Origin of the sequence: Chitinophaga pinensis (genome assembly GCF_007896845.1) — a bacterium.
In the GTDB taxonomy this organism is placed as follows: Bacteria; Bacteroidota; Bacteroidia; order Chitinophagales; family Chitinophagaceae; genus Chitinophaga; species Chitinophaga pinensis_C.
Genome location: NZ_VOHS01000004.1, coordinates 123,532 through 149,881, shown reverse-complemented (window position 1 = coordinate 149,881; position 26,350 = coordinate 123,532). Strand labels below are relative to the sequence as shown.

25 protein-coding genes are annotated in these 26,350 nt (G+C 45.3%); 9 read left to right on the top strand and 16 right to left on the bottom strand.

Annotated features, from left to right (window positions below; all coding sequences use genetic code 11):
* Positions 1-66 precede the first annotated feature (66 nt).
* From FEF09_RS05590 to FEF09_RS05580, 3 genes are all read right to left on the bottom strand, one after another.
* Positions 67-759, bottom strand: a complete 693-nt coding sequence (locus FEF09_RS05590; RefSeq protein ID WP_012794086.1) for a cell division ATP-binding protein FtsE — start codon at positions 757-759, stop codon at positions 67-69.
* A gap of 203 nt (positions 760-962) precedes the next feature.
* The gene (locus FEF09_RS05585; RefSeq protein WP_146304196.1) at positions 963-1,874 is read right to left on the bottom strand and encodes an IS3 family transposase; all 912 of its coding nucleotides are present in this window, start codon (positions 1,872-1,874) and stop codon (positions 963-965) included.
* 23 nt (positions 1,875-1,897) lie between these two features.
* The gene (locus FEF09_RS05580; RefSeq protein WP_146304195.1) at positions 1,898-2,305 is read right to left on the bottom strand and encodes a hypothetical protein; all 408 of its coding nucleotides are present in this window, start codon (positions 2,303-2,305) and stop codon (positions 1,898-1,900) included.
* 239 nt (positions 2,306-2,544) lie between these two features.
* Between FEF09_RS05580 and FEF09_RS05575 the strand changes: the two genes are divergently transcribed.
* Both FEF09_RS05575 and FEF09_RS05570 read left to right on the top strand, forming a co-directional pair.
* Entirely contained in the window at positions 2,545-2,925 is a 381-nt protein-coding gene (locus tag FEF09_RS05575; protein ID WP_012794087.1) for a BlaI/MecI/CopY family transcriptional regulator, read from the top strand.
* A complete protein-coding gene (locus FEF09_RS05570; RefSeq protein ID WP_146304194.1) occupies positions 2,922-4,163 on the top strand; it encodes a M56 family metallopeptidase in 1,242 nt (413 codons plus the stop codon). The genes FEF09_RS05575 and FEF09_RS05570 overlap by 4 nt, the downstream gene beginning before the upstream one ends.
* Before the next feature lie 75 nt (positions 4,164-4,238).
* Here the strand turns inward: FEF09_RS05570 and FEF09_RS05565 are convergent, their stop codons facing one another.
* The gene (locus FEF09_RS05565; RefSeq protein WP_146304193.1) at positions 4,239-5,417 is read right to left on the bottom strand and encodes an AIR synthase related protein; all 1,179 of its coding nucleotides are present in this window, start codon (positions 5,415-5,417) and stop codon (positions 4,239-4,241) included.
* Between the two features lie 109 nt (positions 5,418-5,526).
* On the opposite strand from FEF09_RS05565, the gene FEF09_RS05560 reads away from it, so the two are divergent.
* Positions 5,527-6,462, top strand: coding sequence for a bifunctional riboflavin kinase/FAD synthetase (locus FEF09_RS05560; RefSeq protein ID WP_146304192.1), 936 nt, complete (start codon positions 5,527-5,529; stop codon positions 6,460-6,462).
* Here the strand turns inward: FEF09_RS05560 and holA are convergent, their stop codons facing one another.
* Positions 6,463-7,458 carry a DNA polymerase III subunit delta gene (gene holA / locus FEF09_RS05555; protein ID WP_146304191.1) on the bottom strand — a complete coding sequence of 332 codons (996 nt, stop codon included), beginning with the start codon at positions 7,456-7,458 and terminating at the stop codon, positions 6,463-6,465.
* A 6-nt stretch (positions 7,459-7,464) separates the two neighbouring features.
* Positions 7,465-8,064 (bottom strand): ribonuclease H-like domain-containing protein, encoded by a 600-nt coding sequence (locus tag FEF09_RS05550; RefSeq protein ID WP_261387349.1) that lies wholly within the window; start codon positions 8,062-8,064, stop codon positions 7,465-7,467.
* Positions 8,065-8,296: 232 nt separating this feature from the next.
* Between FEF09_RS05550 and FEF09_RS05545 the strand changes: the two genes are divergently transcribed.
* Both FEF09_RS05545 and FEF09_RS05540 read left to right on the top strand, forming a co-directional pair.
* Positions 8,297-9,259 carry a hypothetical protein gene (locus FEF09_RS05545; RefSeq protein WP_146304189.1) on the top strand — a complete coding sequence of 321 codons (963 nt, stop codon included), beginning with the start codon at positions 8,297-8,299 and terminating at the stop codon, positions 9,257-9,259.
* A gap of 301 nt (positions 9,260-9,560) precedes the next feature.
* Positions 9,561-9,959, top strand: a complete 399-nt coding sequence (locus FEF09_RS05540) for a response regulator (RefSeq protein WP_012794094.1) — start codon at positions 9,561-9,563, stop codon at positions 9,957-9,959.
* A 181-nt stretch (positions 9,960-10,140) separates the two neighbouring features.
* Here FEF09_RS05540 and FEF09_RS05535 read toward each other — a convergent pair whose 3' ends face one another.
* A complete protein-coding gene (locus FEF09_RS05535) occupies positions 10,141-11,787 on the bottom strand; it encodes an ABC-F family ATP-binding cassette domain-containing protein (RefSeq protein WP_146304188.1) in 1,647 nt (548 codons plus the stop codon).
* Positions 11,788-11,872: 85 nt separating this feature from the next.
* Here FEF09_RS05535 and FEF09_RS05530 point away from each other — a divergent pair, with 85 nt between their 5' ends.
* The 3 genes from FEF09_RS05530 to murI all read left to right on the top strand — a co-directional run bounded on the left by FEF09_RS05530 (position 11,873) and on the right by murI (position 14,151).
* Positions 11,873-12,595 carry an EcsC family protein gene (locus FEF09_RS05530; RefSeq protein WP_146304187.1) on the top strand — a complete coding sequence of 241 codons (723 nt, stop codon included), beginning with the start codon at positions 11,873-11,875 and terminating at the stop codon, positions 12,593-12,595.
* Positions 12,596-12,754: 159 nt separating this feature from the next.
* Positions 12,755-13,336 carry a carbonic anhydrase gene (locus FEF09_RS05525; RefSeq protein WP_315898147.1) on the top strand — a complete coding sequence of 194 codons (582 nt, stop codon included), beginning with the start codon at positions 12,755-12,757 and terminating at the stop codon, positions 13,334-13,336.
* Complete coding sequence (gene murI, locus FEF09_RS05520) at positions 13,333-14,151, top strand: glutamate racemase (protein WP_089816233.1); 819 nt, start codon at positions 13,333-13,335, stop codon at positions 14,149-14,151. The genes FEF09_RS05525 and murI overlap by 4 nt, the downstream gene beginning before the upstream one ends.
* 87 nt (positions 14,152-14,238) lie before the next feature.
* Here the strand turns inward: murI and FEF09_RS05515 are convergent, their stop codons facing one another.
* The 8 genes from FEF09_RS05515 to FEF09_RS05480 form a co-directional block, all read right to left on the bottom strand.
* Complete coding sequence (locus FEF09_RS05515) at positions 14,239-16,371, bottom strand: S9 family peptidase (protein ID WP_261387348.1); 2,133 nt, start codon at positions 16,369-16,371, stop codon at positions 14,239-14,241.
* A 39-nt stretch (positions 16,372-16,410) separates the two neighbouring features.
* Entirely contained in the window at positions 16,411-17,793 is a 1,383-nt protein-coding gene (locus FEF09_RS05510) for a Gfo/Idh/MocA family protein (RefSeq protein WP_146304185.1), read from the bottom strand.
* Between the two features lie 111 nt (positions 17,794-17,904).
* The gene (locus tag FEF09_RS05505; RefSeq protein ID WP_146304184.1) at positions 17,905-18,669 is read right to left on the bottom strand and encodes a succinate dehydrogenase/fumarate reductase iron-sulfur subunit; all 765 of its coding nucleotides are present in this window, start codon (positions 18,667-18,669) and stop codon (positions 17,905-17,907) included.
* Positions 18,670-18,697: 28 nt separating this feature from the next.
* On the bottom strand, positions 18,698-20,671 hold the full coding sequence (locus FEF09_RS05500) for a fumarate reductase/succinate dehydrogenase flavoprotein subunit (protein ID WP_146304183.1): 1,974 nt from the start codon (positions 20,669-20,671) through the stop codon (positions 18,698-18,700).
* 19 nt (positions 20,672-20,690) lie between these two features.
* On the bottom strand, positions 20,691-21,380 hold the full coding sequence (locus tag FEF09_RS05495) for a succinate dehydrogenase cytochrome b subunit (protein WP_146304182.1): 690 nt from the start codon (positions 21,378-21,380) through the stop codon (positions 20,691-20,693).
* Between the two features lie 254 nt (positions 21,381-21,634).
* Entirely contained in the window at positions 21,635-22,198 is a 564-nt protein-coding gene (locus FEF09_RS05490) for a hypothetical protein (RefSeq protein ID WP_146304181.1), read from the bottom strand.
* Positions 22,199-22,286: 88 nt separating this feature from the next.
* Complete coding sequence (gene murQ / locus FEF09_RS05485) at positions 22,287-23,099, bottom strand: N-acetylmuramic acid 6-phosphate etherase (protein ID WP_146304180.1); 813 nt, start codon at positions 23,097-23,099, stop codon at positions 22,287-22,289.
* 15 nt (positions 23,100-23,114) lie between these two features.
* Positions 23,115-23,957 (bottom strand): N-acetylglucosamine kinase, encoded by an 843-nt coding sequence (locus tag FEF09_RS05480; protein ID WP_146304179.1) that lies wholly within the window; start codon positions 23,955-23,957, stop codon positions 23,115-23,117.
* Between the two features lie 105 nt (positions 23,958-24,062).
* On the opposite strand from FEF09_RS05480, the gene FEF09_RS05475 reads away from it, so the two are divergent.
* Positions 24,063-25,664, top strand: a complete 1,602-nt coding sequence (locus FEF09_RS05475; RefSeq protein WP_261387347.1) for a S41 family peptidase — start codon at positions 24,063-24,065, stop codon at positions 25,662-25,664.
* Positions 25,665-26,089: 425 nt separating this feature from the next.
* Here FEF09_RS05475 and FEF09_RS05470 read toward each other — a convergent pair whose 3' ends face one another.
* On the bottom strand, positions 26,090-26,308 hold the full coding sequence (locus FEF09_RS05470) for a hypothetical protein (RefSeq protein WP_146304177.1): 219 nt from the start codon (positions 26,306-26,308) through the stop codon (positions 26,090-26,092).
* Positions 26,309-26,350: the final 42 nt, after the last annotated feature.

Here is a 26,350-nt window from a genome sequence, read left to right as displayed (position 1 = left end):
GGTAATCAAACTGATAAACCTCATCTTTACCCCTTCATATATCAAATTAGAAAAAAGCCGTGGTCGTTATACAAAGGTAACACTTGCGTGGTCAGTTACCTTGCCATTTTCGGTACGTAATACCCTTGATGGGAATTTCTGTAATAATATATAATCATGTGTAGCCATTACCACAGCAGCTCCTTCTTCCCTGCTGATCCTGAACAGCAACTGCATAATGCCATCAGAGGTTTCAGGGTCAAGATTACCGGTTGGCTCATCCGCAAGAATCAATTTAGGAGAATTGAGCATCGCACGGGCGATATCCACACGCTGCTGCTCACCACCACTCAGCTCATAAGGCATCTTAAAACCTTTCGTATTCAGGCCCACTTTATCCAGCACGTCATTGATCTTCTCTTCCATTTTCTTATTATCAGTCCAGCCTGTGGCTTTCAAAGCAAACTTCAGGTTGTCCTGCACTGTCCTGTCTGTCAGTAACTGAAAATCCTGAAACACTACCCCCAGATTACGACGCAGATAAGGCACTTTCTTCCAGTCCATCTTTTTTAGATCAAAACCCACTACCTGTCCGGCACCCTCTTTCAACGACAGATCTCCATAAAGTGTTTTCAGTAAACTGGATTTACCGGTCCCGGTACGGCCTATCAGGTATACAAATTCTCCTTTGTTCACCGTAATATTCACGTCTGCAAGGATCAGGGAAGTTCCCTGATAGATATTCACATTGGATAATTGTATAATCGGTTGTTCTGTCATTTCTGCCGTATGGGTTTAGTCAAAACAAAAATAGCTATTTATAACATATAATCCGGTGTGTATACAAGGTTCTTTCTTACTGCACCCCTATTTGTTATTGTACTGATGTCTTGTCCTGATATAGGTTTACGGTTTGGGTGAGATAATCCGTTTGAATTTTACAATATTAAAATATAATCCTGGAAAAGTTTTTTTTGCTGATTTTAGTCCTGGATCTGGTTTACAGTATCAACTGTTAATCCTGATTCGGGACTCTTTTTCTTTTTATTTCGCCATCTTCTCACTAATTCTCCTTGTTTTGCATGTGCCTGATTTGGAGTCAGGTAATCACAACTGGTATGAGGCCTCTGGTCATTGTAGATATGGATAGACTCTGCTACCACAGCTACCACAGTCTCATAGTTTTTAAATAACCTGTCCAGGGCAAATTCTGTCTTTAATATACCATTTACACGCTCAGCAATAGCATTTTCATAAGGATTACCTTTTTCGGCCATACTAACTTTTATTTTACTATCATGAAGTAGCTTAATATAGCCATTACTACAATACTGAGAACCCCTGTCAGAGTGATGAATCAGGCTATGATTTCCAGGCGTGTTTATGGACGCCAAAGCCATTTTCAAAGCTTCAGCAGGCCCTTCGGCAGCCAGTGATAAATGCAGGCAATGACCAACTATTTTTCTTGAATAAGCATCCGTTATAAGGCTCAAATAACAGAACTTGGAACCCACCAAACGTAGATACGTGATATCACTGACCCATACCTGGTTGGCCCGGTCCAGATTCAACTCTTTAATCAGATTTGGGTACTTTTTGAAGGGATGATTAGAATCAGTAGTCTGTACTTTTTTTCGTTTTCTTTTACGGAGGAGCATTCCATTTTCAGCCAACAGATTAAAAAAACGATCCCTACCTAATTTGATTTTATGATGTTGAAGAGTTTGTGATAATATTCGATGCAGTTTTTTAGTACCCAATTGTTTTTGTGAAGCTCTGATTTGTACCGCTTTTTCAAGAACGATAGCCATTTCAAGAGCAGATTGATGATTAATATTTTTTTGCTTATAAAAAGCTTGTCTGCTTTTACCAAACAGTCCGCAAATATTACCCAAATGTTTATCAGGATAATGTTCCTTTACTCTGCAGACGGTTTGGTACCAGGCTTTTTTTGGATCTCAATATTAAATTGATCTTCAGCCACTTCAATCATTGTCTGAAAAGCAAATGCCTTCATATTGGCATGATCCAGCTTTCTACGCAGCTCTTCATTTTGCTTTTTTAAGGCCTCAAATTCTTTTTTTTCCTGTTCTGTCATAGCGCTACCTTTTATAGGTTTTTCCAAAGTAGTTTGCCTAAGTTCGGAAGAAAAAAGGGAGTACCAATAAGCTACTTGTGATTTTGTAATCTTATAACGAGCAGCCACCTGGCTCATGCTTTGGTCCCCAGCCATATATTCGGCTACAACTTTATTCATGAATGACTGCTCATATTGAAATTGCATTCCTAGACGACCCTTACGTCCCTCATTGTTTGAATTTTGCATGTTTTACACTTTTTAAGGTGTAAACCTATTTCAGGATCATACAGATGCCGCTTAGATAATACTTATCCTACGTTCATCCTACGTTCATGAACGTAGGATGAACGTAGGATAAGTACTATCTAAGCAATATCTGACCATACATATACCCTGCAAATATCACTTTCTCTGTTCAACTAAAAAAATAGTTTGTAAACTAAAAAAGTAGTTATACCTTAGAAGCAGTAATTAATGCTACCGATATGACAGCTGTAAAAACACTCACCAAGGCGGAGGAACAGGTAATGCAGGCACTCTGGAAAGCAGGGCCGGCCTTTGTAAAAGACCTGATAGACCTTATGCCGGAACCCAAACCGCATTATAATACGGTATCCACGTTGATCAAAATTTTGCAGGACAAAGGTTTTGTAGACTATAAAGCCTTCGGCAAATCCTACCAGTACTTTGCCCTGATCAGTAAAGACGAATATAGCCGTAATACTATGCAGCATTTCGTAAAAGGGTACTTCTCCGGCTCTTTCAGAGACATGGTCTCCTTCTTCGTAAAAGAGAAAGATCTCAGTGTTAACGAACTGGAGCAACTGCTCCAACAAATCAAAAACGCTAAAAAAGAACAACCATGAATGCATTTCTTCCTTACGTTATAAAAATGCTCCTTTGCTCGGGCATTCTGTATGGCTATTATGCCTTCGTTTTGAAAAACAATTCCTTCCACCGCTGGAACAGGGCCTTTATTCTGCTGGCTGTCATTGCTTCCCTGCTGATACCCACCCTTCAGTTCTCCATGAACACAACGCCTGCACCATCTCAGCAGTTAGATATGATCGTTGTTTGTGGATATGTGGCTGACAATATGCAAAAAGCCGGACTGGATTTCACTTCCTGGCTACCGGCAGGCATTTATCTGCTTATTACCCTTCTGTTATTGATCAATATTGCCCGTAACTGGCTCATGGTCAAAAGACTGATACGTAAAGGAGAAAAAACACAGTTTAATGGCTACCAGCTAATTCATCATCCACAGGTGAAATCTACTTTTTCCTTCTTCGGAAACATATTCTGGGCAGAGGAGCTGACAAAGGAAAGTCCGGAAGGCCGTCAGATACTAAAACATGAACTGGAACACGTACGTGGAGGCCATACGGGAGAAAAGCTGTTCATGCAGCTGGTAGGTGCCATATGCTGGTTCAATCCATTCTTCTATCTGCTGAAAAAAGAACTGGCCATGGTGCATGAATTCCTTGCTGACAAAGCCGCTACGGAAGATAGTGAGGCAGAAGATTATGCCCGTACGCTGCTGCAGGCAACACTACAAACAAGGCTACCACTCATGATCAACACTTTCGGACAGGCGCCTGTCAAACGTCGTATACTCATGTTGTTTACCCAACGTTCAAATTATTCGCTCATGAAAAGAATCATTGTTATTCCGCTTGTATTGGGACTGGGCTTTGTGATCGGTTGTCAGCGGGATCTTGAGCTGAATACAAACAATATTGTCGATGCGACAAAAACAGCAGCTATCGCCGGCACTGATAACACAGTGTATACCTTCGTCAGTGATCCGCCTACTTATCCCGGAGGAGAAGCAGCACTGTCAAAATATCTGGGCAGCTCGATCAGATATCCAAAAACAGCACAGGATAATCGTACAACAGGCACCATCTTCGTCAACTTCGTGGTAGATCCGGAAGGAAATGTCACAAAAGTAAAAACGGTAGGCGCTTTAAAGGGCGGTGGCCTTGAAGAGGAATCCATCCGCGTGGTATCCGCCATGCCAAAATGGAATCCCGGTAAGCAGGATGGTAAAGCAGTGTATGTTGCTTTCAATCTGCCTATCAAATTTGTTCTTGTGGACTAAATTTCACTAAATACAACTAAAAAAAACGGCCTGTCCTTCCGGACGGGCCGCTTCTTTTTATAACAGGAGTTACTATTAGTTATAGATAAACTCACCTTTTTCACTGCGTACAGTTACCTGTTTTACAGCGGAAGGCTCTACACGACCAACGATCTGCGCTTCAATATTAAAGCTTTGGCTGATCTTAATGATATCTGCTGCGATTTCCTCAGGTACATAGAGCTCCATACGATGCCCCATGTTAAATACCTGATACATCTCTTTCCATCCGGTGCCTGACTGCTCCTGGATCAGCTGGAACAGTGGCGGGATCGGGAACAGATTATCCTTGATCACATGCAGGTTGTCGATGAAATGCATTACTTTAGTCTGCGCACCACCACTGCAATGCACCATTCCGTGTATACGGGAACGATAGGCTTCCAGTATCTGTTTGATCACCGGTGCATAAGTACGTGTTGGTGACAATACCAGCCGTCCCGCATCGATCTGACCAAAACCCGGAATGTCAATCTTATCTGTCAGGGATTTTTTACCGCTGAATACCAGATCAGCAGGAATACCCGGGTCAAAGCTTTCCGGATATTTCCCGGCTACATCTTTATTGAATACGTCATGACGTGCTGAGGTCAGCCCGTTGCTGCCCATGCCGCCATTATAAAATTTCTCGTAAGAGGCTTGTCCGTAAGAAGACAATCCGACGATCACATCGCCCGCCTGAATCGTATGATTGGAGATCACTTCGGATCTTTTCATACGGCAGGTAACGGTTGAATCCACGATAATAGTACGAACCAGATCACCCACATCAGCGGTTTCACCACCGGTAGAATGAATGCTGATACCATGATTACGCAGTTCTTCGAGGATCTCCTCTGTACCATTGATGATCGCCGCGATCACTTCACCCGGGATCAGCTGTTTGTTACGGCCGATAGTGGAAGAGAGCAGGATATTTTCGGTAGCGCCCACACAAAGCAGGTCATCAATATTCATGATAATAGCATCCTGGGCAATGCCTCTCCATACGTCCAGATTACCTGTTTCTTTCCAGTAAGTATAAGCCAGAGAGGATTTGGTGCCGGCTCCGTCAGCATGCATGATATTGCAATAGTCCTCCTGTCCGCCCAGTATATCGGGCACTATTTTACAGAAAGCCTTCGGAAACAGTCCCTTGTCAATATGCTTAATAGCATTGTGCACATCCTCTTTTCCGGCTGAAACGCCGCGCTGCGCGTAGATATTCTGATCCACCAGATAATTTTATTAATGAACAATCTGCTGCAAAAGTAACTGATTAGCCACTTATCTGATATCTAAATGTTGTAATTTGCATAGGATTTTGATCGTTTACAGGCATTTTATGCGGATACACAGGGACCTCACCCATTTGCCAGCTTTGAGGCAGGCGGTTATTACTATCGGAACTTTCGACGGCGTACACAGCGGCCATCGTTATATTATACAGCAATTACAGGAAACAGCAGCGGCCTGTGACGGGGAGACTGTGATTATCACTTTCGATCCGCATCCACGGGAAGTACTGCAACCCGGTGGGCCGCCGGTAAAACTGCTGACCACACTGGATGAAAAGATCGAATTGCTCACCAAAGAAGGGATTGACCATCTGGTGATTGTTCCTTTTACCCGCGCATTCTCCGAACTCTCCGCTCAGGCTTATCTGGAGGAATTCCTGATCGAAAAGTTCAACCCACATACCATCATCATTGGTTACGACCATCGTTTCGGACATAACCGGGAAGGCGGACTCGAACTACTGGAAGCGGAACAGAACAGATATGGGTTTCAGCTGGTGGAAATCCCACAGCAGGTCGTACACGATCTCTCCGTGAGCTCTACCAAAATCCGTAAAAGTCTGCAGGAAGGCAATATTCAGCTGGCCAATGAGCTCTTAGGTTATCCTTACTTTGTAGAAGGAAAAGTGATCCATGGCGATAAGATGGGCCGTCAGCTGGGATTTCCTACAGCCAATATAGCCGTGTCAGATCCCCGAAAACTCATACCGGTAGAAGGTATTTATGCCATCAGGGTGTATCTGGACAGACAAAGTACCCCTTTGAACGGGGTAATGAGCATAGGCACCCGTCCAACCTTTAACGGATCAGACCTTCGGGTAGAGGCACATATCTTTGATTTTAGTAAGGAGATTTACGACAAGGTATTGAGAGTAGAGCTGATCAGCTATATCAGGGCTAACCAGAAATTTGACAATATTGATGCACTGGTCGCCCAGATGCATAAGGATAGTCAGGAAGCCAGAACAGTGCTGGCATCCTGATCAATACATCAGTTTATATACTAATTCCTTCATCAGTTCACCGTCTTCTACCCCGCTGTCATTGATACCAATGCTGCGGAGGTTATAGGTATGCAGCAGCAGAATGGCCTTTTCTGTACCTTCCAGACCGTATTGACGGGCCGCGCTGACATAGTCCTTGACAAAGAAAGGATGTACACCTATGGCGGCTGCAATCTCCTTTTCTCCCCCTTTTACGCCAAACACCATACTCATTTTACTAAAGAAGTTATAGAGGGCCGGCAGTACCATCTGGATCGGACCCGCTTTGGGATTAGCTGCAAAGTAACCGATGATGCGCATTACTTTGGAGATGTCTTTCTGTCCGAGGGCATTCTGCAACTCGAACACATTGTATTCTTTACTGATACCGACATATTTCTCGATATCATTCTCATCTATTTTCTTATCCGGAGGCAGGTTGACCAGCAGTTTCTCAATTTCATTGGCCATTCTTGACAGGTCATTGCCGATATGATCTACCAGCAGGATGCCTGCTTTCTGTGAAATAGCCCTTCCCAGACTGCTGACAAAAGCGTCTACCCATGCAGGCAACTGATTGTCATACATCTTCTTGGTACTCAGCAAAACGCCTTTTTCCTTGATCAGTTTAGCCATCTTGCTGCGACCATCGATCTTACCCTGCTTATGAGCCACTACGAAAACAGTAGAAGCCAGCGGATTATCGATATACGCCTCCAGTTTCAGGATATCTTTCATAGACTGGGCCTCTTTCAATACCACGACCTGTCTTTCGGCAAACATCGGATAACGGCGGCAGGCGTTGATCACCGTGCTCCAGTCCGTGTCTTTACCATAAAGCACCGTCAGGTTAAACCCTCTTTCCGCTTCGTCCAGCAGGTGATGTTCGGCATAGTTGCTAACCTGATCGATGAAGAAATCTTCTTCACCTTCCAGCCAGTACAGGGGGCGGAACTTCTTTTGCTTCCAGTCTTTTATAATATCCTGATATTCCATGCTTTGTTATTTTGAATATACCACATCATCTGCTTCCAGCAGGGGCACCCCCTTGAAGCGCATCAGCAGCTGCCCTACCGCTACCACGTCTTTCTGGCAATAACTGGCTATTCTTTCCAGATCATGATCCTGCCAGTATACCTTGCCTACCATGCTACCATCAATATCATCTTTTGGCGTCGGAATACCCATTATTGCCGTCAATAGTTTCAGGGAAGTATAGTTCTTAAAATCTCCGAAACGCCATAACTGCATGGTATCCAGCATGGGTAGCTCCCATGGTTTGAAGCCGTGTATCTGCAAAGGCAGCGGCAAAGATAGCTGATGAATAACAGATCGCCTGCAAATAAAAGGAATATCAAATTCTTTGATGTTGTGACCTGCAAATTGGAATCGTGGAAACTTCGTATGAAATTTATTTACCAATTCTAAAAAACTGTTTAATAAAACTTTTTCATCGTCACCATAGAATGATTTGATACGTAGCTGATAACGACCGTTTTCCACATAAAAGAAACCTGCTGAAATACAAACAATTTTGCCGAATTCGGCATAGATCCCGGCCCGTTCTGCGTATGCTTCTGTTGCGTCCCCTGATTCTGGCAAAGTTTTTGCAATTTTGTCCGTCCAGAGCGATTGCATATTGTCAGGTAAATTATTGAAAGTCGCTACAGCTGGAGTTGTCTCAATATCAAGTAACAATAACTGATCTAAAGATATATTCGGTAACACTATTTTGTACGGTTTATATTTTTTTGTAATAAAGTATTTTTAACAATTACATTTGCATAACAAGATTTAACCATATAACAATTAACTATAAAACACAAAAACGACTATGACTGAGAACACTTTTAACAAGCCTGCGGCAGGATCCCCTGGACCTGAAAAACCTAGAAGCCGTAATGGTCTGATATATGGTATTTTGATTGCAGCATTGGCCGGTACCTGGATCTATATGTTGTATGACAAAAATAAAACTACCGATCAAATTGCTCAACAGGCAACACAGATAGATTCCATCTCTACATCAAGAGATGCCTTACAACAGGAATATAATGCTGCAAATGCACGTCTGGATGATCTGATCTCCCAGAACAGCCGCATGGATAGCCTTGTAAAAACAAAAGATAAGGAAATTGCGGACATGAAATCCAGGATTCAGGGTATTCTGTCCAACAAAAACGCTACTGCAAAAGAACTGGCTGAAGCGCGTCGCCTGATCGAAACTCTGAAAGGAAACATCGAAGGCTATACGGAAACAATCGAACGTCTGGAAGGCGAGAAAATCGTACTGACCGGCGAACGTGACAACGCCCGTAAAGAAAGAGACGTAGTAACTACACAGAGAGACAGCCTTGACAAAAAGGTTAACCTCGGTTCCGTATTACATGCATCTAACATTCACCTGCTGCCGATCAATCTGAAAAAGAACGGTAAAGAAGTTGAAACGACCAAGGCTAAACGTGCTGATATGATGCGCGTAACTTTTGATCTGGACGAAAACAGAATCGCTCCAACCGGCGATAAAGAACTGTACGTTTCCATCACTTCACCTGATGGTTCCCCACTGGCTGTTGAAGCACTGGGTTCCGGCAGATTTACACTGGAAGATGGCACTGAAAAATTATACACTGCCAAGAAAACAGTAAACTATGCTACCGGTCAGAAACAAGCGGTATCTATGGACTGGAAACAGAATTCAGATTTCAAACCGGGCGATTACGCTGTTGAAATCTATCATGATGGTTATAAAATTGGTTCCGGTAAAGTAACGCTGAAGAAAGGCGGACTTTTCTAATAGTCATTGCTCATATATACGTCCCGGATGTCATTTTCCTATATGGAAACAGACATCCGGGATTTTTTTTACCTGTTCATGAGGACTCCTTAGCAAACACAACCTTAACGCCCCTACTTTTCCAAATTTGTTAACAATTAGTTATTGCCCCACATTCATATATAAAATCATAATTAATTATTGTTTATTTGCATCCGATTGTATCATGTGAAAACCGGGGATTACATCAGCTTGCATACAATGTTGCCCCTAACGTTATTAGAAGATTGTTAGAATACTAACTGCGCAAAATCAGGTATTTATGGCGGAAAACACTAAACAGGTGTATGTTGTTGACGACGATGAAATATTCCATTTCATTCTAAAAAAGCTGTTCGAACAACAGGACGATCAACTCAAGGTGACATCCTTCCTTTGTGCGGAAGATGCACTGGCGCGTTTACAACAACCTGACAACCAACGCCTGCCATCACTGATCATACTGGATATGAACATGCAACGCATGAACGGCTGGGACTTCATCGAAGCCTACCGCGATATCAAATCCAGTCTGAGTCAACAGATTCCGATCATCATGTGTTCTTCTTCTATCGATATGCGCGATATGCAAAAGGTAAAACGTACCCCCGAACTGAAGGCATACATTACGAAGCCCCTCGATTCAGTGAAGATGCAGCAGATAAAAGATTATTTGTCTTAACTACTTGATATACACCGGGAGCCCTCTTCCGAAAAAAAAACGGTTACAATGGAATGATTCCGCTGTAACCGTTTTTTTGTGGATAACTTATAATATTTCCTGAAACACAACGGGTTACAAAAGACTATCCATCCTTTGTAACCCGTCTGATTTATAACTTGTATGCTTTCTGAATCGTTGATTAAGAAATCGCTACACGCTCACCATACATCTCTTCTCTCAGTGCTTTTACTCTGTCATCTGCCAGATACTCGTCAAAGCTCATCAGTCTGTCAATGATACCTTTAGGAGTGATCTCAATGATACGGTTAGCTACTGACTGCATGAAGGTATGGTCATGGGTAGTGAACAGTACGATACCCTTGAAGTTTATCATACTTTCGTTGAAAGACTGGATGGATTCCAGATCAAGGTGGTTGGTTGGTTCGTCCAGCACAACTACGTTAGGATCCTGCAGCATCATACGGCTGGTCATACAACGTACTTTCTCACCACCACTCAACACGCTGGTTTTCTTCATGATCTCATCACCGCTGAACAGCATTTTACCAAGGAAGCCACGCAGGAACGGCTCATCCACATCGGTAACGTGTGGTGGCACGAACTGGCGTAACCAGTCCATCAGGTTCAGGGATGGATCTTTAAAGAATTCCGCGTTATCGTTTGGCAGGTAAGCAGAAGTAACGGTTGTACCCCACTCATATTTACCGCCATCAGCTGGAGTTTCACCATTGATGATTTCGAAGAAGGTGGTCAATGCAAGGTGTTCCTTGGCAAGGAACGCGATCTTGTCACCTTTGTTCACGGTGAAGGTCACATTGCTGAACAGGGTATTACCTTCGATGGATTTCTCCAGTTTTTCCACATTCAGGATCTGGTTACCTACTTCACGCTGTTGCTTGAAGATGATACCAGGGTATTTACGGTTGGAAGGCTGGATATCTTCGATAACCAGTTTTTCCAAAGCCTTTTTACGGGAAGTAGCCTGTTTACTTTTGGAAGCGTTGGCACTGAATCGGGCAATGAAGTCCATCAGGTCCTTACGTTTATCTTCCATTTTCTTGTTCTTATCTGCGATCTGACGGGCCATCAGCTGAGAAGACTCATACCAGAAGCTATAGTTACCGGAGAAGATCTGGATCTTAGCGCGGTCAACGTCAGCTACGTGTGTACAAACAGCATCCAGGAAGTGACGGTCATGCGATACTACTATCACAATGTTCTCATAATCAGCAAGGAAGTTCTCCAACCAACCGATTGTTTCTACGTCAAGGTGGTTGGTAGGCTCATCCAACAGCAATATATCAGGGTTACCGAACAGGGCCTGCGCCAGGAGCACACGCACTTTCAGGTTACCACTCAGATCCTTCATCAGGAGACTATGTACATCTTCTTTTACACCCAGATCGCCCAGCAGTACCCCTGCATCACTTTCTGCGGTGTAACCGCCCATTTCACCATACTCAGCTTCGAGCTCACCGGCACGCATACCATCCTCTTCGGTAAAATCAGCTTTGGCATAGATCGCATCTCTTTCGTGTGCGATTTCCCACAGCTTCTTGTTACCCATCAGTACTGTGTTCAGTACGGTAACCTCATCAAATTCGAAGTGGTTCTGCTTCAGAACACTCATACGTTCACCCGGGGTGATCTCAACGGTACCTTTGGTTGCGTCGATCTCGCCGGATAATATCTTGAGAAAAGTGGATTTACCTGCTCCGTTAGCGCCTATCACGCCATAACAGTTACCTTTGGTGAAATTGAGGTTAACTTCATCAAACAACACCCTTTTTCCGAAAGAAAGCGATACGTTTTTAACACTGATCATGCTGGCTAAAGAAATTTAAGGCGCAAAGTTACTAAATGTTCCGGGTTTTCCTGTTTTGTGGTTTATTCTTTGTAATAATCTCTCTATGGACGTTTATATGCAACAGGTCAATAAGGACCTGAGAACATGGCAGAAGGCCATGCAGCGCGGCATCAGCCTGCCTGGCAGGCTCACCCGCGGGGTTCAGAAAAAGATCAACAAGGTCATTCCTGAGAAAGTGCACCGGGCCATGACCACTGCCATCAAACAGATGACCAGAGGAGTGATCTCGGGCGCCGGCTTTACCAGTCCTGCGCCGGTCTACGAGCATGACCTGGCCGTCCGGGAGAGCCGGATCCGATCCAGAATCGAATTTTACAAAACAACCGCCGCCACCGAAGGAGCCCTGACCGGAGCTGGCGGTATTCTACTCGGACTGGCCGATTTTCCCCTTTTTCTGACTATCAAAATGAAAATGCTGTTTGATCTTGCCGCCCTCTATGGCTACAACACCGACGACTATAAAGAGCGGCTTTTCATCCTCCACATCTTTTTCATCACCTTTTCCACACAGGATTTCCGTAATAAACTCTATCCCGTCATTGCTGACTGGGACAATTACAGCCGGGACCTGCCGGAAGATATTAATGCCTTTGACTGGCGCAACTTCCAGCAGCAATACCGGGACTATCTGGATATAGCCAAATTACTGCAACTCATGCCGGTAATCGGCGCAGCAGTGGGCGCTTATGTGAATCACCGGCTGACTGACAAACTGGGTCAGAGCGCTATGAATGCCTACAGGCTACGACTGTTGAAACAGTTATGACCGCTTTACTTATCTTTACCTTCCTATCAGGGAATATTATACGAATCGGATAACCTTAACTTAAACTACATACGTCATGACCAGTTACGATGAAATCTTCGAGAATAACCGTCTCTGGGTAGCCAATAAGACTGCCGGAGACAAGGCTTTTTTGAAAAGCTGGCAAAGGAACAGAACCCGGATTACCTCTACATTGGTTGCAGCGACAGCCGCGTACCTACCAATGAGATCCTCGGGCTGGACGCCGGAGAAGTATTCGTGCACCGCAACATTGCCAATCTCGTTAACAGCGTGGACCTCAATGTGATGTCCGTAATCAATTACGCGGTACGCCATCTCAGTGTAAAACACATCGTTGTCTGTGGTCACTACAACTGCGGCGGCGTAAAAGCTGCGATGCAGTCAGCCGACCTGGGTATTCTAAACCCATGGCTCCGCAACATCCGTGATGTATACCGCCTCCACCGTCAGGAACTGGACGCTATTGAAGAACCAAACGCGCGCTTCAACAGACTGGTAGAACTGAACGTACAGGAGCAGTGTATCAATGTGATCAAAACCGCTGCAGTACAACAATCTTATGTTGGTAAAGGCTATCCTGTTGTACATGGCTGGGTATACGACCTCTATACCGGTAACCTGATCGATCTGAAAATTGACTTCGAAGGTATCCTGCATAATATTCAGGAAATCTATGACCTGACCGGTCAGGGCCTCATGAAAAAAAAGGATGATCAATGACAGGACCGATAGGTGTGTTTGATTCAGGCTACGGCGGACTGACCGTACTCAAAGAGATTGTGGCCACACTGCCGCAATACGACTATATCTACTTTGGCGACAATGCACGTGCTCCCTACGGAAACCGTGGCTTTGATACGATTCATACGTATACGCTGCAATGTGTACAGCACCTGTTTGACATGGGTTGCCCACTTGTGATATTGGCCTGTAATACGGCTTCTGCACGTGCCCTGCGTACGATCCAGCAAAAGGATCTGCCGCGTATAGCACCTGATCGCCGTGTATTGGGTGTGATCAGACCAACCACAGAAATGGTCGGTACCCTCACACAAAGCGGTGAAGTAGGTATTCTTGCCACAAAAGGCACGGTCGCTTCTGAGTCCTACCCGATAGAGATCAACAAGTTCTTTCCGCATGTAAAAGTACACCAGCTGGCCTGTCCGATGTGGGTACCCATCATAGAAAACGGGGAAGCTGACAATGAGGGTGCTGACTACTTTGTCAAAAAATACCTCGACCAGATCCTGACCGATGCACCAGATATTGATACATTGGTACTGGCCTGCACTCACTACCCTATTCTCACAAAAAAGATCAGACAGTTTCTGCCGGGTGGTATTACCTTACTCTCACAAGGCAAAATCGTAGCTCATGGCCTCAAAGACTATCTGCATCGTCATCCTGAAATGGAAGTACGTCTCAGTAAAAACGGCGGACGGAAATATTTCACTACAGATGATCCGGTGATCTTTGAGAAACAGACGGAGATCTTTCTGGGAGAGACGGTTAAAACAGAATACATAGCGCCATAGCGCCCTGCAAACTACCTTATAAGAAAGAGCGTCCACCTTTGGTGAGACGCTCTTTCTTATAATGCTTAATGCTTAATTACACTTACCTTATTTTCCTTCCAGATCCAACAGGAACGCATATTGCAATGCAACATCTTCCAATGCTTTAAAACGACCGGAAGCACCACCATGACCGGCCTCCATATTGGTATGCATCAGCAGCAGGTGATTGTCAGTTTTCAGCTCACGCAGTTTGGCTACCCATTTCGCAGGCTCCCAATACTGCACCTGTGAATCATGCAGCCCTGTAGTTACCAGCATATTCGGATAGGCCTGTGCCTTTACATTATCATAAGGAGAATAAGCTTTCATATAGTCGTAATAATCCTTTTTCTTCGGATTACCCCACTCATCAAACTCGCCTGTCGTCAAAGGAATACTCTCATCCAGCATCGTCGTAATCACATCTACAAAAGGAACCGAAGCAATTACGCCATTCCAGAGACCCGGACGCATATTCACGATAGCACCCATCAATAAGCCACCGGCGCTACCGCCCATTGCATACAAATGTGAGCTGTCTGTGTAATGCGCTTTTACGAGGTATTCGGCACAATCAATAAAGTCGTTGAACGTGTTCATTTTCTTAAACAGTTTACCGTCTTCATACCATTGCCTGCCCATTTCCTCACCACCTCTGATATGTGCGATTGCATAGGCAAAACCTCTGTCCAGCAGACTCAGACGATTGCTGCTGAAACCCGGCTCTATGCTATAACCATAAGAACCATATCCATACAGCAACAGGGGCATCTTGCCATTCTTCTCGAATCCTTTTTTATACACCAGTGATACCGGTACTTTTACCCCATCTCTCGCAGTAACATACAAACGTTCCGTCACGTAGTTTTTAGGGTCGTAACCACCGAGTACTTCCTGTCTTTTACGCAGCTCGTTTTTCTTTGTATCCATGTCATAGTCGTAGGTAGATACGGGCGTCTGCATGGAGGTATAAGAATAACGGAGCGTCTTTGTATCAAATTCAGGATTGATAGAAATGGAAGCCACATATGCCGGTTCTTCAAACTGCAGATAATGGTCTTCTTTTGTCTGTGAGTTGATAACCCGCAGTTGCGTCAGACCATTCTTACGTTCGCTGAGCACCATATGATGACGGAACAGTTCAATGCCTTGTAACAGTACGTCAGCACGATGTGCGATGACCTCTTTCCAGTTCTCCCGGGCGGTCTTTTCCAGTCCGCATTCCATCAGGCGGAAGTTAACCGCCTCCCAGTTGGTAACGATATAGAATTTATCATCCTGATGATCGATCTCATAAAGATGATCACGTTTGCGTGGTTCGAAAACACGGAAAGCGCCGTCAGGCCTGGCAGCATCGAGGATGCGGTATTCCGTTGATACAGTGCTGCTGCTCTCTATCATGATATACCTGCCGGATTTGGAGCGTTGTACTTCCACATAGAAAGTTTCATCTTTCTCATGGAAGATCTCTTTGTCAGCCTGTACATCCGTTCCCGTTACATGACGCATAACGCGTTCTTCCCTGAGTGTAACCGGGTTTTTAATGGTATAGAAAAAGGTCTTGTTATCGCTTGCCCATGCGGCACTCCCGGAGGTTTCCGGAATAGCGTCTGCCAGTACTTCGCCCGTCTGCAGGTTCTTGATGTAAATAGTGTACTGCCGACGGCTTACCGTGTCTACACCATACGCCAGCCACAGTGCATCCGGACTGACAGAGATAGCACCTACCTGATAATACTGATGGCCTGCGGCCAGCAAATTCACGTTCAGGATGACTTCTTCCGTAGCTTCCAGACTGCCTTTTTTACGACAGTAGATGGGATATTCTTTGCCTGTTTCGTAGCGGCTGTAATAGTAGTAACCGTTTTTCAGATAAGGCACGCTGGCGTCTGTCTCCATAATACGGCCCCGCATTTCATCATACAACTTCTTTCTCAGCTCTTTATGCGGTTCCATAATAGTATCGAGATAGTCATTCTCCGCTGTCAGATAACTGATGACTTTGGGGTCATTCCGGTCATTCATCCAGTAGTATTTATCTACTCTGGTATCTCCGTGAATGGTCATTGTCGTATCTATCTGTTCCGCTACCGGCGGTTTTATCGTTTTAATTTCGGCTGACATACTTTTCTTATTTTCCTTACAGGCAAACAGGCCCATGCCTGACAACATCATGATAAATGCAGCGGCTTTCCTCATAGGTGATAAATTGAGGCTACGAATGTAATACATATACTGTTACACAATTCTCATTTTTTGTGCATCCCAGTGTATCACTTTTTTACTGAAATAGCTTTCATTGGTGACCAATGCAGGACCCGCTGCCCGTAAGCCAAAGGTAGCATCTTCCACTACGGTTTTGCCTGTCCGCATAGACTCAAAAAAGTTGATAAAATGGTCTTTACGGGAGTCATATCCCTGCGGAGCGGCATATGCATTTTCAGAGCGCTGGGCGGGTTTACGCTGGTCAGCCGGGTATTTCTCATTGTATTGCTTCACATAAGCGTCCTGAGTGCTCTTTGGAAAGGTATTCCAGGTATCCCATCCACCGTAGCCGGGAGCCTGCGACAGCTTATGCTTTTTGATCTTAAAATCATCCCATCCCAGTTCGAGTACCCCTTCTGTACCGATAAAGCGGGTAAATTCCCCTCCCCCGCCACCATCGGCGAAGTTTACACGTAATGTCATCTGGAAGGCCGGGTGGGTTTTGGTCTCCGGATAATCGAAGATGGCCACCACTACATCCGGCACGTCACGTCCGTCTTTCCACTGTACCAGATTACCGCTGGCATAGATACGTTCAGGGCCGAGGGAGCCGGTGATGAAATGGAGACCGGAAATAAGGTGTACGAACAGATCGCCGGGGATACCGGTGCCATACGCCTTATAATTGCGCCAGCGGAAGAAGCGCACGGGATCGAAAGGCACTTTGGCGGTATCTTTCAGGAAGGTGTCAAAGTCAATGTTGGCAGGGGTCGCATCCGGTGGAATGGAGTACTGCCACGCGCCTAATGCATCATGACGGTCCATACGGGCTTCCACTACGTTCAGCTGACCTATTTCTCCAGCCTCATAGCGCTTCTTTGCTTCCAGCAGGGCTATACTGCTCACCCTCTGGCTACCTACCTGAAAAACGGCCTTTGTGCGCTGTTGTGTGGCAATCACTTTATGCCCTTCTTCGATCTGCTGTACCATTGGTTTCTCGCAGTACACAGCTTTTCCTTTTTCCATAGCATCGATGGAAATGGTATCATGCCAATGGTCAGGTGTGGCGACTATTACGGCGTCAATATCTTTTCTGTTGAGCAGTTCACGGTAGTCACGGGTAGTAAAAATATCTTTCCCATAAACTTCCTTCACCTTATCAAGATGCCCTGAATAGAGGTCAGCGGCGGCTACAAATTCCACACCGGGTACTTTCAGGGCAGTTTCCACATCCCCAAAGCCCATAATGCCCATACCAATGCATCCGATACGGATTTTGTCGTTGGCAGAGATACGGGTGTCGGGTTTCAGCAGATGTACCTGCTCTTTCCCGAATGCGGCCAATGAACCGGCGCCCAGCAAGGCGGCTGTACCTCCGAGGTCACGGAGGAATTTTCTCCTGGAGTTGTCTGTCATAACGTAAAATTTGAGTGCTGAAGGGTTTTAACATAAACAATATACAAAAAAAATCCCCCTCGTTAAGAACGAAGGGGATCATGGTATTCACCAATACAATCTTGACAACTACTATTTTTCGTATGTGAAACCAGCGGTAATGTACTCGCGGTTCAGACGTGCAATATTTGTCAGGGAAATTTCTTTCGGACATTCCGCTTCACAGGCGCCGGTATTGGTACAGCTACCAAAACCTTCTGAGTCCATCTGAGCGATCATGTTCAGCGCTCTGGTTTTCTTTTCTGGCTGACCCTGTGGCAGTAATGCCAGCTGGGATACCTTCGCAGAAACGAACAGCATAGCTGAGGAGTTCTTACAAGCTGCTACGCAGGCACCACAACCAATACATGCTGCTGCTGCAAACGCCTGATCCGCTTTATCTTTAGGTACGAGGATATTATTGGCATCCTGTGCGTTACCTGTATTTACAGACACATAACCACCGGCTGAAATGATACGGTCAAAAGCACCTCTGTCAACCGTCAGGTCTTTTACCACAGGGAAAGCACCTGCTCTCCATGGCTCAACAGTGATGGTATCTCCATCTTTGAAAGCGCGCATATGCAGCTGACAGGTAGTAGTACCTGACCATGGACCGTGTGCACGGCCATTGATGTGCATAGAACAGGCTCCGCAGATACCCTCACGACAGTCGTGATCGAATGCGATAGGCTCTTTACCTTCATTGATCAGACGCTCATTCAGCACATCAAACATTTCGAGGAATGACATTTCAGAAGAAACACCAGGTACCTGGTAGCTTTCAAAATGTCCCTGTGCGTCTGTATTTTTCTGTCTCCACACTTTAAGTGTGAGATTCATGTTATAATGTTCCATATCTATTGGACTATTACTGTTGTGAATATTATTTATAGCTACGTTGAGTTGGTTTACATTCTACGAACTCAAGTGGCTCTTTATGCAGCTCAAACTGACTAGGTCCTTTGTATTCCCATGCAGCTACGTAAGCGAAGTTGTCGTCATCACGTTTTGCTTCACCATCTTCTGTCTGAGATTCTTCACGGAAGTGACCTCCGCAGGATTCGCGACGGTTTAAAGCATCTACGCACATCAGTTCACCCAGTTCGAGGAAGTCAGCCACACGGCCTGCTTTTTCCAGTTCAGGGTTAAACTCGTTGGCATCACCAGGGATACGTACATCTTTCCAGAACTCTGCACGCAATTGCTGAATTTCAACGATTGCTTCTTTCAGGCCCTGCTCGTTACGCGCCATACCGCATTTATCCCACATGATCTTACCCAGTTTCTTGTGGAAGTGGTCTACGGATTTGGTACCCTTGATGTTCATCAGCTGATTGATCGTATCCTGTACATTCTTCTCTGCTTCAGCAAAAGCAGGGTGGTCAGTCGGGATTGCTTTCGTTCTGATATCATCTGCAAGGTAGTTACCCAGTGTGTAAGGGATAACGAAGTAACCATCAGCCAGCCCCTGCATCAGTGCAGAAGCACCCAGACGGTTAGCACCGTGGTCAGAGAAGTTAGCTTCACCCAGTGCATACAAACCTGTGATGGAAGTCATCAGTTCATAATCTACCCAGAGGCCACCCATTGTATAGTGTACTGCAGGATAGATACGCATTGGAACTTCATACGGGTTTTCACCGGTGATCTTGGCGTACATATCGAAGAGGTTACCGTATTTCTCAGCAACTACTTCTTTACCCAGCTTAGTTATTTCAGCGGCAGATGCATTGTGCATCTGGCGTTTGTTAGCTTCGATCTTACCGTAACGCTCGATCGCAGCAGCGTAGTCAAGGTATACAGCCTGTTTGGAGCTACCTACACCATAACCGGCATCACATCTTTCTTTCGCAGCACGGGATGCCACGTCACGTGGTACAAGGTTACCGAAGGCAGGATACCTTCTTTCCAGGTAGTAGTCTCTTTCCTCCTCAGGAATATCAGCAGGTTTACGGTTGTCATTCTGTTTTTTAGGCACCCATATACGACCATCGTTACGCAGTGACTCGGACATCAGGGTCAGTTTGGACTGATGATCTCCGGAAACAGGAATACAGGTCGGGTGGATCTGTGTGTAACAAGGGTTACCGAAGTAAGCACCTTTACGGGTAGCTTTCCATGCAGCCGTTACGTTAGATCCCATTGCATTTGTGGACAGGTAGAACACGTTACCATAACCACCTGTACACAGCAGTACAGCATGACCGAAGTGACGTTCCAGTTTACCGCTGATCAGATCACGTGCAATGATACCACGTGCCTTACCATCGATCGTTACCACTTCCAGCATTTCATGACGGTTGTACATGGTCACGTTACCTAATGCTACCTGACGCTCCAGCGCGGAGTAGGCGCCTAACAGCAGCTGCTGACCGGTCTGACCGGCAGCGTAGAAGGTACGCTGTACCTGTGTACCACCGAAAGAGCGGTTGCTCAGCAATCCACCATATTCGCGGGCGAAAGGAACACCTTGTGCCACGCATTGGTCGATGATATTGCCACTCACTTCTGCCAGACGATGCACGTTTGCTTCGCGGGCACGGTAGTCGCCACCTTTTACAGTATCATAAAACAGACGGAACACGGAGTCACCGTCGTTCTGGTAATTCTTTGCAGCATTGATACCACCCTGCGCAGCAATACTGTGCGCACGGCGTGGACTATCCTGAAAACAGAAAGCCTTCACTTTATAGCCTAACTCTCCCAGAGACGCAGCGGCAGAAGCCCCTGCCAGACCGGTACCCACTATGATCACTTCCATGTTGCGCTTGTTAGCCGGGTTTACCAGCTTACAATGGCCTTTATAGTCTTCCCATTTCTTGTCTAATGAACCGGCAGGAATTTTTGAGTTCAACATATATCCTTACTTTACTTTACTAAACTAATTTGAAATGAATGCAGAGAGGGATGATGGCAAAACCAACTGGAATGAGCACCCCAAATAACCAAACGCCTACGAAATTGATCAGGCCATTGTATTTTACATGATTCAGACCGAAAGTCTGGAAAGCACTCTTGAATCCATGGATCAGGTGGAAAGACAAACCAACCATACCGATCACATAAACCGCAACCAGCCAGCCCTGTTCGAAAGCGACACGCGTTGCTTCATACAGGTCTCTTACCGGATGCGTTACTCCAGGGTAAGTTTTCTCAATCATTTCACCGTAGTGCATCATCCACCAGAAATCTTTCAGGTGAATACACAAAAACACGAACAGGATGCTACCCATAATAGCCATCTGACGGCTAAACCAGGACGAAGTCTGGTTACCCGGATTGATAGCGTACTTTACAGGACGTGCAGCTCTGTTACGGAATGTGAGTTGAAAAGCAAGAATAGCGTGGATAAGAATAACGATCTTCAATCCCCAGGCGATGAACTGGATCAGGCCGTTGTGACTCATGAATGCGGCATAAGTATTAAAAGCCTCACCTTCATCGTTTTTGAGTAATGCCAGATTACCAGCCAGGTGCACGATTACAAAACTACACAGGAACAGGCCGGTAGCACCCACTAATAATTTTTTACCGATAGAGGTATTAAAGAACTGTGACCACTTCATAAGTTAAATTCTAAGCTTCCTTAAAGATGATATGATAATAATTCGAATATATCGCGCAAATTTAGCGCAGGAAAAATTAAAACCAAATGATATTTCTCAGTTTTTGGTTTCCAATTGAGGGCCAGCTGATTGTTTCTACCGGCATTTGTTCACGTAGTTACAGACAATCTACCGGCGCTAACCTGACAGTTAGCGCCCATTCGTTTCTCATACATGGAAATTAAACAAAGAAGGCTACCCTTTGTTCGGGCCGGCTATTCAAGCCGGCGCATCATTGTATTATCGACAAGGGTGTACAGATGTTGCGGCTGGTAAGTACGCCATTTTTCGACTTCCAGCAGGTGAACGTAATTGTCCAGATGCGCTTTCACAAACTCCTGTTTAGTCTGCTCCGGCATATTGAGAGAGACAATCCATCCACCTTCATCACGGATATCATCCCACCACTCTTCATAATAACAATCGTCAGAAGAATGGAAATTCATCACATTCTCCGTGATCAGTATAAATTTGTTGATCTTGCTCGCTATCATCACGTCTATGACATCACGTTTGAGGGTCATGATGTCATTTTCTATCGCGTCATTCCATTCTCCCAATACCTCAATAATGGCATAGTTGAACTGATAGTCGGCAAACAGCACCTTCATGTAGAGGGTCCGGGAACCAAACTCATCCCATTGAGGATGTACATAATAATTATATACAGTATTGCTATAAGTGAATTCGCTGTACTCCCTTCCGTAAAAAGGAGATAACTCATCTTCCTCGGCTGTATACAGGTGCCGCCAGTTATAAAAAGGTTCTATATCGTGCATGTCACTCTAACGCTGAAATGTTCGTTTCTACAAATTTCGTCCTAAAATTCAAAAAATAGAAACGCTGCATTTCTGGAAAAATTCGTAACTATACATAGTCCTCCATCGCCTTTCTGACACTACCGGCTTTCAGCAACAACGCTTTTGCCTTTTCATAGTCAGTCAGCGATAATTTCTCCATCAGCATCTTCACGCCTCTATCTACCAGTTTATCATTGCTCAGCTGCATATTGACCATCTTATTATCTTCTACCCTGCCCAGCTGGATCATCACAGCCGTTGAGATCATATTCAGCACCAGTTTCTGCGCAGTACCGCTCTTCATACGGGTACTACCGGTAATAAACTCCGGTCCTACCACTACCTCTACCGGATAATCCGCAGCCGCCGATAAGGGCGCTTCAGGATTACAGCAGATACTACCTGTGATCACACCGTTTTCCCGGCACTTATTCAATGCTCCGATCACATATGGGGTCGTACCACTGGCGGCAATGCCTACCACTACGTCTTTAGAAGTGATATCATGTGCCTGCAGGTCTTTCCACCCCTGTTCCCGGTCATCCTCGGCAAACTCCACCGCCCTGCGGATAGCAGTATCACCTCCGGCGATCAATCCGATCACCAGCCCATGAGGTACACCAAAAGTAGGGGGACACTCAGAAGCATCCACAATGCCTAAACGTCCGCTGGTACCTGCACCGAGGTAAAACAGGCGTCCGCCGGCCAGCATTTTATCAGCGATGACGGTTACCAGTTTTTCTATCTGGGGCTGCACCTTTGCGATCGCCTGAGGTACGGTATTATCTTCCTGATTGATATTGCTGAGGATTTCCTGCACACTCATTTTCTCCAGGTGACGGTAGTGCGACGTCTGCTCTGTTATTCTCTGAAAAGACATTGGTAGTTAATTTGATTATTGATGATACGCCATCAGTCCGTCCATAGGACTGCGCAATATCCGGCCCATCTGCAACTCATACAGTTCGCACAGTTCCTTCAGGATGTCCTGAAAATGCCACGCAATACTTCCCGTGAAGTGCAGGGGATGTGTCCAGCTTTCGCTGTACTTATAAATATGGCTAAAGAAGAATTCGTTTAAACTGTCTTCCAGAATGTTTTCTACGATGAAATGGCCCCTGTTTTCGCCCAGAAACTGTGCAAAACTGGCCAGATAGCGGTTAGGCAGCGGCCGGCGGTATACATTCTCCAGTATTTCCTCATGATTGGTATTGTACTGGGCGTCAAAACGCGCTTTCAGTTCTTCGTCAAAAGAGTTATACAGGTAATATTGCAGGAGCTTTTTACCCAGATATGCACCACTGCCCTCATCACCCAGTACATAACCCAGACCGGGATTGTTCTTTTTAACGGTAGTACCGTCAAAATAACAGGAATTAGACCCCGTACCCAGTATACTGGCAATACCCGGCTCTTTTCCACACAATCCTCTGGCAGCTCCCATCAGATCATGGTTCACTTCAATAGAAGCGACAGGCCATACCGCTTTCAGGGCGGTTTCCACGATCTCGACACTCTTACGCTGCAGACAGCCCGTTCCATAATAATGGACCTCATCTATCTGCACATCAGGCGGTAGCTGTGGCAGTAACTCTTTCTCCAGCAGCTCCCTGATCTGCGCTGCATTCAGAAAATACGGGCTGATACCGGTAGTCTTATAACGGCCGGTCTCTCTGGCCCCCAGCAGGCACCATTCTGCCTTGGTAGATCCACTATCTGCAATTAGCTGTACTTTCATGACACTTCCGTTGAAGGTTGAGCTTTAATATACTATTTTTGCCACAAGTTAAATAAATAGCGACAAGATACAAGCTTAGCTTTTCGCTGTTTTCAATACATGATTATGTCGAACAGGAAACTGAATGTTTTTTTACCTCTCTTATTTGCAATAGTACTGGCATTGGGAATGTATCTGGGGCACAAAATGCCAGGTGCCAATACAGGGGCGCAGACCTTACTATTTACCCGACCTGACCGGGCACCACTGCAGGAAGTCATGGATCTGCTGAAAATAAAATACGTAGATACCTTAAAGGTAGACGACCTTCAGGAGGAAGCCATTCAGGGACTGCTCAGCCACCTGGACCCACACTCTATCTACATACCACCCTCCAATCTGCAAACCGTGAATGAAGATCTGGAAGGTCATTTCTCCGGTATTGGGGTGGAATTCAATATCATCGCAGATACTGTGAACGTGGTATCTGTCGTTTCCGGCGGTCCGTCAGAAACAGCCGGCGTACAAACCGGAGACAAAATCCTCAGGGTAAACGACTCCCTCGTAGCCGGCAACGACATTTCCGGTGATAAGATCAGGAAACTGTTACGTGGTCCGAAAAACTCAAAAGTGACCGTTACCATGTTACGCCAGCAGAAAATAATGCCTATTCAGATCATTCGCGGCGATATTCCATTATACAGCATCGATGCCTCTTATATGGTTTCTCCGGAAATCGGTTATATCAAGATCAATAAGTTCTCCGGTACCACCTATCAGGAATTTGTGGATGCCATGCGTAAACTGAGCAAGGCAGGTATGACCAAACTGGTGATCGATCTGCGTCAGAACCCCGGCGGTTATCTGGATGCGGCTACCCGTATTGCAGACGAACTGCTGGATGATAATAAACTGATCGTGTATACAAAGGGTAAGAGCTACCCCCGTTCAGACTATCGTTGTGAAAAACCGGGCCTGTTTGAAAAAGGCGGCCTGACCATCCTGACAGACGAAGGTTCTGCCAGTGCCAGTGAAATTCTTGCGGGCGCCGTACAGGAATGGGATCGTGGTACTATCATCGGTCGCCGTACCTTTGGTAAAGGGCTGGTACAGGAACAGTTTGACCTGAGCAACGGCGGCGCATTACGTCTGACTGTAGCACGCTACTACCTCAATTCCGGCAGAAGCATCCAGAAATCTTACGCTGAAGGCCGCGAAGCCTACGACGATGATATCATGAACCGCTTCAACCATGGTGAATTCGTGAACAGAGACAGCATTCACCAGCTGGATACAATTCAGTTCAAAACTGCCAGTGGCCGCGTAGTATATGGTGGCGGTGGTATCACACCAGATATCTTTATTCCGTTTGACACCAGCCGTTTCTCCAATGTACTGACCAGCATGTACACCCGCAGTACATTCAGCAACTTCACTTATCAGTACTTCAACAGCCATAAAGAGGAATTCAAACGTTATAAAGATGCTACTGATTTCAGTAATCAGTTTCAGGTATCCAATGAACTGTATAATGCTTACAAAGCATTCGCTGTGAAAGATAGCATCCGTGGGGTTGAATCTATCAAGCCGCACGATGAGAATGAGATCAAAACACGCCTGAAAGCATTACTGGCCAGACAGATGTGGAGCTATGCAGGTTTTTATGAATCCCTGAATAAGGATGATGAGATGATGAAGAAGGCGATACAGGTGTTGAATAAGAAGTAACAATTAAGCATTTGAGGATAATAACTTGTTCCTGATATAGCTGCTTAAATCAAAACAGAGAGGGCGTTCGCTGACAGCGAACGCCCTCTCTGTTTTATGCCAATATTTTATTGATTAATACCATACAGATAAATAAGCCTTTAACCTCGTCGCCCGCTATACATACTCCCTTGCCGCCTTACCTGTTGGTGAATCAGTATTACCTCCTGATCCTGAAAGGCTGCTACCGGCCTTATTCTACCTGACTATCATCGTTGAGCTTTACAGATATCCTTCATCTGCTAACCCACACGATCTCTCGCAAGAAAATATCTTATCCCCTCAATTGCCTCCCCTTCCATCTAGTCTACATTCCAATCTTCATTAAAACAAAAAACCGCCTCGTTTACACGAGACGGCTAATAAATTAATTCTACAAAACAGGATTAGTGTTTTGCTTCTGCAGCAGGAGCAGCAGCAGTAGTATCAGCAGCTGGAGTAGCAGCAGAATCTACAGTTGTAGCAGCAGAATCAACTGGAGTAGCAGCAACTGTATCAACAGTTGGAGCAGTAGCAGTAGAATCAGCAGAAGTAGTAGATGCACCGCTGTTGCAAGCTACGAAGAACATACCGGCAGCAACTGCGAAGAAGAATAATTTTTTCATGCTTAGTTTGTTTTAAAAGATGCGCAAAGGTATAGTTATTTT